The 6,691-nt window shown below is 31.7% G+C and carries 8 protein-coding genes; 7 read left to right on the top strand and 1 reads right to left on the bottom strand.

The window, feature by feature from the left end:
* The 5 genes from J7M77_RS13685 to J7M77_RS13665 form a co-directional block, all read left to right on the top strand.
* Window positions 1-1,174, top strand: a 1,174-nt coding sequence (locus J7M77_RS13685) for a glucose PTS transporter subunit IIA (RefSeq protein ID WP_296879531.1), incomplete at its 5' end; no start/stop codon positions are given.
* Between the two features lie 12 nt (window positions 1,175-1,186).
* On the top strand, window positions 1,187-2,587 hold the full coding sequence (locus J7M77_RS13680) for a glycoside hydrolase family 1 protein (protein ID WP_296879529.1): 1,401 nt from the start codon (window positions 1,187-1,189) through the stop codon (window positions 2,585-2,587).
* 110 nt (window positions 2,588-2,697) lie between these two features.
* On the top strand, window positions 2,698-3,303 hold the full coding sequence (locus J7M77_RS13675; RefSeq protein ID WP_296879527.1) for a flavodoxin: 606 nt from the start codon (window positions 2,698-2,700) through the stop codon (window positions 3,301-3,303).
* Between the two features lie 2 nt (window positions 3,304-3,305).
* On the top strand, window positions 3,306-3,959 hold the full coding sequence (locus tag J7M77_RS13670; protein WP_296879525.1) for a DUF4405 domain-containing protein: 654 nt from the start codon (window positions 3,306-3,308) through the stop codon (window positions 3,957-3,959).
* Between the two features lie 4 nt (window positions 3,960-3,963).
* Complete coding sequence (locus tag J7M77_RS13665; protein WP_296879523.1) at window positions 3,964-4,497, top strand: flavodoxin family protein; 534 nt, start codon at window positions 3,964-3,966, stop codon at window positions 4,495-4,497.
* Window positions 4,498-4,536: 39 nt separating this feature from the next.
* On the opposite strand, the gene J7M77_RS13660 is transcribed toward J7M77_RS13665, so the two are convergent.
* Complete coding sequence (locus tag J7M77_RS13660) at window positions 4,537-5,418, bottom strand: MurR/RpiR family transcriptional regulator (RefSeq protein WP_296879521.1); 882 nt, start codon at window positions 5,416-5,418, stop codon at window positions 4,537-4,539.
* Window positions 5,419-5,575: 157 nt separating this feature from the next.
* Here J7M77_RS13660 and J7M77_RS13655 point away from each other — a divergent pair, with 157 nt between their 5' ends.
* Both J7M77_RS13655 and J7M77_RS13650 read left to right on the top strand, forming a co-directional pair.
* The gene (locus tag J7M77_RS13655; RefSeq protein ID WP_296879519.1) at window positions 5,576-6,565 is read left to right on the top strand and encodes an aldo/keto reductase; all 990 of its coding nucleotides are present in this window, start codon (window positions 5,576-5,578) and stop codon (window positions 6,563-6,565) included.
* Window positions 6,566-6,587: 22 nt separating this feature from the next.
* On the top strand, window positions 6,588-6,691 hold a 104-nt coding region (locus J7M77_RS13650; RefSeq protein ID WP_296879533.1), incomplete at its 3' end, for an NmrA family NAD(P)-binding protein.

The raw sequence follows: 6,691 nt of genomic DNA, 5'->3' as shown, positions 1-6,691 counted from the left end.
GTCTTATGTTGAAGGATTTTTAGAAAAATGGATCCCACAATCAGTTAAATTAGTATTTGTCCCAATGTTGACATTTTTGATCATGGGTCCTTTAGCTTTAGCAGTTTTAGGTCCAATTGGTGCTATAGTTGGTGATTATTTAGCTGTATTCTTTACTTTCTTAAGTACAAATGCCGCCTGGGCACCAGCAGTATTGATTGGTGGATTATTACCAATTATGGTAATGTTTGGTTTACACAATGGAGTAGCACCACTAGGTGTTATGCAAATGGGTGAACTTGGTTACGATAGTATTTTTGGACCAGGATGTTTATGTTCAAATATTGCTCAGGCAACTGCTTCAGCTGTTGTAGCAATTAGAACCAAAGATAAAAAGATGAAACAATTAGCGACTTCAGGTTCAATTACTGCTTATATGGGAATTACCGAACCAACATTATATGGAGTTAATTTACCTAAAAAATATCCACTAATTGCCGCAATGATCGGTGGGGCTGCTGGTGGTTTATATGCCGGATTAACACAAACTCATCGTTTTGCTACTGGTTCATCTGGTTTACCAGCAATCTTCTTATACATTGGTGATGATACAATGAGATTTTTCTATAACATTATCATTGCTTTAGTAATTAGTTTTGTTGTTACTGCTGTTGTTACGTATTTTTTAAGTCTTAAATTTGAACAAACTGATAAAGTCCAGACAATTGAAAAAATTGAGGTCGCTAAAGGCGAAATCTTAGCCCCAATTAAAGGACAATTATTACCGTTAAGCGCAGCTAAAGATGAAGCTTTCGCTAGTGAAATGTTAGGAAAAGGTGCTTTGATTGAGCCTCAAGATGGTAAAGTTTATGCGCCATTTGATGGTACGATTGCTACTTTATTTCCAACTAAACATGCTATTGGAATTGTAAGTGATGATGGAATTGAAATGTTGATTCATTTTGGTATTGATACAGTTAATTTAAATGGTAAATATTTTACTGCTTATATTGAACAAGGACAAAAAGTAAAACAAGGTGATTTGTTGTTAAACGCTGATATTAAACAAATTGAAAAAGCTGGTTATGCTACTCAAGTACCAGTAATCATTACCAATAGTGTTAATTATCAAACAATTGATTTAGTAAATCATGATCAGGTTAATTATCAAGATGTTATTTTAAAAGTAGAATAAGGAGGTAAGAAAATGTTTTATCAAGATTTAAAAGGATTTCCAGAAGGTTTTTTATGGGGTGCCAGTACTTCAGCATATCAGGTAGAAGGGGCTTATGATGAAGATGGTAAAGGGTTATCAGTTCAAGATGTCCATCAGGCTCCTGAGGGAATTACTAATTTTAACGTTGCTAGTGATCATTATCATCGTTACAAAGAAGATGTAGCTTTAATGAAAGAACTGGGTTTAAAAGCATATCGTTTTTCAATTGCCTGGACGCGGATCATTCCTGATGGCAGTGGTGAAGTTAATCAAAAAGGAATTGATTTTTATAATAATTTAATTGATGAATTAGTTGATGCGGGAATTGAACCAGTAGTTACGATGTATCATTTTGATTTACCATTAGCATTGCACAAAAAAGGTGGCTGGGCTAATCGCGATACTATTGATGCATTTGTTAAATATGCCAAAGTGTTATTTGAAAACTATGGGGATCGCGTTAAATACTGGCTAACGATCAATGAACAAAACGTTATGATCAATCATCCTAATGCCATGAATCCAGGTGTTGTACCAAGTAAAAAAGAATTATACCAGGGTTGTCATAATATGTTTGTCGCTAGTGCTAAAGCAACGATCTTATGTCATGAAATGGTTGAAAATGGAAAAATTGGACCAGCTCCTAATATTACTGCCATTTATCCAGAAAAATGTGATCCATCAGATGTCATTGCTGCTGAAAACTGGGAAGCTATTCGCTGCTGGCTATATTTAGATATTGCGGTTCATGGACGCTATAATAATTTAGTTTGGGCTTATTTAAATGAACGTGGCTATACTCCAGTTATTGAAGATGGTGATATGGAAGTTATCGCTAAAGCTAAACCCGATTATTTAGGAATTAACTACTATGCTACCGCTACAGTTGCCGCTGCTAAAAACGATGGCACTGACTGTCAGCCTCGAAACGGTGACCAGCAGATCATGATTGGTGAAGAAGGCGTTTATCGTGCCGCTAAAAACAACTATTTGGAACAAACTGAATTTGGCTGGATGGTTGATTCAATTGGTTTAAGAGTAACATTAAGAAGAATTTATGATCGTTATCATTTGCCAATTTTAATTACGGAAAATGGTTTAGGAGCTAAAGATGAATTAGTTGATGGTAAAGTACATGATCCATATCGCATTGATTATTTAAAAAGACATTTTTATCAAGCTAAACTTGCAATTAATGATGGAGTAGAAATGATCGGTTATTGCCCATGGGCTTTCATTGATTTAGTAAGTACCCATCAGGGATATGGTAAACGATATGGTTTTGTTTATGTTGATCGTGATGAATTTGATTTAAAAGAATTAAAACGAATTAAAAAAGATTCTTTTTACTGGTATCAAGAAATTATTAAAGAAAATGGTAAGCGGGTTTAAGCCTGCTTTTCATTTTTAATGCTTATTAGCTATTATAAACCATTCTAACTAAGTATTGGACGATTAATTATGTCCTTGATAAGATAAAAGCAGGTAAGGAGGAAAGTGAAATGAAAAGAATTACTAAAATTATTGTCTTATGTTTATCCTTAATTATATTAGCTGGCTGCAGTTCAAATCAAGATACTGCTAAAGATACAAATGAAAGCAGTCCATCAGCTAATGAAAACACGCAAGTAAATGATGGTAATATTTTAATTACTTATTTTTCCTGGTCAGGAAATACTGGAAATGTGGCTAATGCAATCCATAATGAAATAGGTGGTGAGATCAAAAAAATCGAACCATTAGAACCATATACTGATGATTATGATGAATTATTAGATATCGCTAAAGATGAACAGGATAGTGATGCCAGACCAGCCTTAAAAGAAAACATCGATGTTTCATCTTATGATATTATTTTTGTCGGTTATCCTAACTGGTGGAGTGATATGCCAATGATCATGTATACTTTCTTAGAAGTAAATGATTTTAGTGGTAAAACAATTGTGCCTTTTAATACTAGTGGCGGTAGCGGTTTTTCGGGAACAATTAGTGAAATCGAAAAAATCACTGGTGCTAATGTGTTAGAGGGGTTGACTTTATCAAGCAGTGCCGCCGATAATCCTCAAGAAGAAGTTTCTAACTGGTTAGCAGAAATTAATTTGAAATAAAAATGAAAAAAGAATTAAAAATTAAGATCTTACTAGATGTTTTATTGATTGGATTGTTACTTTTATTGATGGGATATTTTTTAACCGGCAGTTTGTTACATGAATGGCTTGGTGTTACTATGTTTTTAACTCTAATAGTTCATCACTATTATAATCGCTATTGGTATCGCAGTTTAAAAAAAGTTCGTTCAATTTATCAAATAATTACGATGATTGTTAATGGATTATTAATAATTTGTGTACTTGGATTATTATTTAGCGGAATCGTTATGTCTAGACATATCTTTACTTTTATTGATTTATCCAAATTTATTTCTAAAGCAAGAATAATTCATTTAGTTTGTAGTTATTGGGGCTTTGTGTTAATGGCAATTCATTTAGGATTACATGGAAATATGTTTAGAGGTATTTTAAAAACAAGGAACTGGTCAAAAAGAATATTATTAGTTTGTAACGTGATTGCTTGTATGTTAGTTATTTTAGGAATTTACTATTTCTTTAAGCATGATATACTTACTTATTTATTGTTACAAAGTGAATTTGTGTTCTTTGATTTTAATCAGTCAATGATAATGTTTATTTTAGAGTATTTAATTATGATGTTTGCAATTAGTTATTTAAGTGATTGGGTAATAAAATTAATGAGAAAAAGGTGAGAAAATGAAAATATTAGTATTACAAGGAAGTCCCCATAAAAAGGGTTCTTCTAATTTATTAGCAAGTGAATTTATTAAAGGAGCCAAAGAAAATAATCATCAAGTTGAAATTTTTGATGTAGCTCATGCCAACTTACATCCATGTTTAGGTTGTGATTATTGTAATATGTCCGGACCATGTGTGCAAAAAGATGATATGAGTGAATTAAAAGAAATAATTATTGACAGTGATGTTTTAGTTTTTGTAACACCATTGTATTATTTTGGTATGTCAGCGCAATTAAAGATCATGGTAGATCGTTTTTATAGCTTTAATGGTTATTTAACTAGTTTACATAAAAAAGCAGTTTTAATTGGAGCAGCATGGAATAGTGCTAGTGATACTATGGATGATTTAGCTAGTCATTATCAGACAATTTGTGATTATTTAAGTTTTGATAATTTAGGAATGGTCTTAGGTTTAGGCTGTGGTACTGTTTCTATGACCCAAAGAACTAAATATATGGATGAGGCATATCGTTTAGGTAAAAGTATTTAAATATTAATCAAAAAGGGATAAAATTCTATCCCTTTTTTGTTACTCATTTTCTTCTTTGATAATATTATTATCAATGATACGTTTTTCGGTTACTTTCGCTAGATCGGTCTTAAAAGCATAAAAATGATCATAATTAGTTTTAAAATAACAGCTATATAAAATATCTAAAATTAAGGAAATAGATTCTAGTGATGCAAAGGCTCCAATTTTAGAAAAAGCTCTTTCTCTAGTAGTGATTTGTAAAACAGTATCACCTAGACATGTTAAACTATTTTCACCAACACTAGAAATAACAATAATTGGTACTTGGTTTTGTTTTAAAATATTGGTCGTATATAATAATTCTTCTGATTCACCAGAATAGGAAATACAAATAGCACAATCATTACTGCTTGTCATCGTGGCTTCCTGGATCATCATATTACTAATTGAGTAAGTTTCGGCCTTTTTACCAATTCGGCGTAATTTATAGACTAATTCTTCAGCTTGAAATGTTAAGTTGGCAATGGCAAAAACTTTTATAACATCGGCTTTTTCCATGATCCTGATGGCTTTTTGTAAACTGTCATGGTGAATCAGTGATAATGTATCGTTTAAACTCTCTTGTTTTAATTTAGTAATAATATGGGCGATATTCATAATTGAATCAGTAGCTTCAAAGGGTTTATTGGCATCTAAATCACTAAAACTAGTTTTTAGATAATTTACTTCTTTTAAAAAAGCTTTTTTAAATTCGTTAAAACCATTAAAACCAAGCTTTTTGGAAGTTCTAATTAAAACGGATGGGGATGTATAAGTTTCACCGGCAATCATTATTGTTGTATAGGGTTCAATTAATTCCTGTTTTTTTAAAATAAAATCAATTACAGATTGTTCACTAGGAGAAAACTTTGTTGTTTTCATCTTTTCTTGTAGTAACATCAAATCACCTCTAGTCATATTATATAAAATTAAAAAGTTTTTTACAAAATATAATCAAAATATCCAAGTAAAAATAAAAAGACTTTCTAGGATGCAATGAAACTATAGTTTGTTGTTATTTAACTTTGTATGATATATGCGAAAGGAGAAGATGGTTATGAAATATGACTATTTAGGTAAAAGTGGTTTAAAAGTCAGTAAATTGTGTTTAGGAACGATGAATTTTGGACCCTATACTAGTAAAGAAGAAGCTTTTAAAATAATGGATCGAGCCCTAGAAGTAGGAATCAATTTTTTTGATACTGCCGATACGTATGGACATTTTGAAGATGGTCATCCTGGCAGGACCGAAAGAATTATTGGTGAGTGGTTTAAACAAGGTGAAGGTCGTCGTGAAAAAGTTATTCTAGCGACTAAGGTATATTGTGAAACTGATAATCTTTATGAAGGCATTAACAATGAAAGGGGACTTTCAGCTTATAAAATAAGATGTCATTTTCATGATTCTTTAAAACGATTAAATACTGATCATATCGAACTATATCAAATGCATCATATTGATCGTCATGTATCTTGGGATGAAATCTATGAAGTTTATGGATCTTTAATTAATCAAGGTCTAATTGATTATATGGGATCAAGTAATTTTGCTGCCAGACATTTAGTTGAAGCACAATATGAAGCCAAAAAACGTAATTATTTAGGATTAGTATGTGAACAGCATAAATACAACTTATTATGTCGTTATCCGGAATTAGAAGTTATTCCAGCAGCTAAAAAATATGGAATTGGAATCATTGTTTGGGGACCATTAGATGGTGGTTTATTAAGTGGTAAGATACTTAAAACAGACAATAATAGTGAACGGTTAAAGAAAGAATCAAAACGACTTACCGCTACACAAAGAAAACAGTTAGAAGCATTTAGTAAATTATGTAAAGAAATTGGTCAAAAAGAAGCTCATGTTGCTTTAGCCTGGGTCTTAAAAAATCCAGCTGTTACTTCAGTTATCATTGGACCAAGAACCCTTGAACAATTTAATGATACTTTGAAAGTATTAGAGATTGATTTATCAAAAGAAACAATGCAACGTTTAGATGAAATTTTTCCAGGTTTTGATGAAGCCCCAGAAGCTTATGCCTGGTAGTAACTGAAAGGAGAAGATAAAAATGAAAGTTATTGTTATTGGAGCAAGTGGACATATTGGTACTTATTTAGTACCCCAGTTAGTTAAAGGAGGATTTGATGTAGTTGCGATTACTCGTGGTAAAAG

Origin of the sequence: Thomasclavelia sp., assembly GCF_017889095.1 — a bacterium.
Taxonomy (GTDB): domain Bacteria; phylum Bacillota_I; class Bacilli_A; order Erysipelotrichales; family Coprobacillaceae; genus Thomasclavelia.
Note: the sequence above shows the minus strand (reverse complement) of the source record. Positions and strands in the feature narration are given on the sequence as shown.

Bases quoted from the DNA above. Each gene is read 5' to 3' on its own strand.
- J7M77_RS13680 (WP_296879529.1), top strand. From the start codon at position 1,187: ATGTTTTATCAAGATTTAAAAGGATTTCCAGAAGGTTTTTTATGGGGT.
- J7M77_RS13670 (WP_296879525.1), top strand. From the start codon at position 3,306: ATGAAAAAAGAATTAAAAATTAAGATCTTACTAGATGTTTTATTGATT.
- J7M77_RS13665 (WP_296879523.1), top strand. From the start codon at position 3,964: ATGAAAATATTAGTATTACAAGGAAGTCCCCATAAAAAGGGTTCTTCT.
- J7M77_RS13660 (WP_296879521.1), bottom strand. From the start codon at position 5,418: ATGTTACTACAAGAAAAGATGAAAACAACAAAGTTTTCTCCTAGTGAA.
- J7M77_RS13675 (WP_296879527.1), top strand. From the start codon at position 2,698: ATGAAAAGAATTACTAAAATTATTGTCTTATGTTTATCCTTAATTATA.
- J7M77_RS13655 (WP_296879519.1), top strand. From the start codon at position 5,576: ATGAAATATGACTATTTAGGTAAAAGTGGTTTAAAAGTCAGTAAATTG.